The sequence below is a fragment of the Neobacillus drentensis genome (assembly GCF_036965645.1).
Taxonomy (GTDB): domain Bacteria; phylum Bacillota; class Bacilli; order Bacillales; family Cytobacillaceae; genus Neobacillus; species Neobacillus drentensis_D.
The window spans coordinates 187-1,021 of record NZ_JBALPZ010000179.1 but is presented as its reverse complement, the minus strand read 5'-3'; the positions used below and the strand labels follow the sequence as shown (position 1 = coordinate 1,021).

At 43.4% G+C, this 835-nt stretch carries 1 protein-coding gene; it reads left to right on the top strand.

Annotated features, from left to right (window positions below; genetic code table 11):
* Positions 1-261 precede the first annotated feature (261 nt).
* Entirely contained in the window at positions 262-783 is a 522-nt protein-coding gene (locus V7266_RS26570; protein ID WP_335472227.1) for a GNAT family N-acetyltransferase, read from the top strand.
* The last annotated feature ends 52 nt before the right edge of the window (positions 784-835 follow it).

Genomic DNA, 835 nt, shown 5'->3' with positions numbered 1-835 from the left:
GCTACGACAGATGAGACCGGGCCTCATCCCCTGCAGGTGTAAAGATTCTAGCGCTATGAACGATCGGCAGCTGAGATCACTGTTCAAAGTAGTGGAATGCGGATGCTTCAGCAAGGCGGAGGAAGCCCCATTGTCTTTCAAAACAGGCGCTTAAGAAGCTATACAGACTTTTGGCGATAAAAGTGAATTCAAACAATGGATGCGGACATAATATCCTTATGGTAAATATTTGTAAGGTGTAGGATAAAGGAGCTTTTTGATATGGCGGATGAACAAATCGTAAGGGCAGACTATGAAGATCTAAAGGTCGTAATGGACATATTTGAGGATTGCAAGTCCTATTTGAATAGCAGAGGCATCCTTCAGTGGGATGAAAAATATCCAAACCAAGAGTATTTCGAAACCGCTTTAAAGGGCGAGAATTTATTTGTATTAAAAAACGAAGGCCAAGTCTTAGGTGCCATGGTACTTGATGAGTGGCAGACTCCGGAATGGGAAACTGCCCAGTGGACGGAAGTTCAAGGGAATCCATTGATTCTCCATTCTTTTTGCGTACATCCTTCTGCGCAGGGAGGCGGATATGGCGGAAAAATGCTACAATACGCCGAAGTCTTTGCGAAGGAACAAGGATATCCCGCACTTAGGCTCGATTCGTTTTCTGGGAATGAGGCTGCAGTCGGATTCTACCAAAAAAGAGGCTATACTAAAACAGGAATTGTAAAATTAAAAGGAAAACCACGCGGTCACGACCTTTACCACTGCTATGAAAAATTATTTAAGTGAATCAGGTGCCCCAAGTTCACCTGTATAGAAAACAAAGTCTCCAAACTAGTTG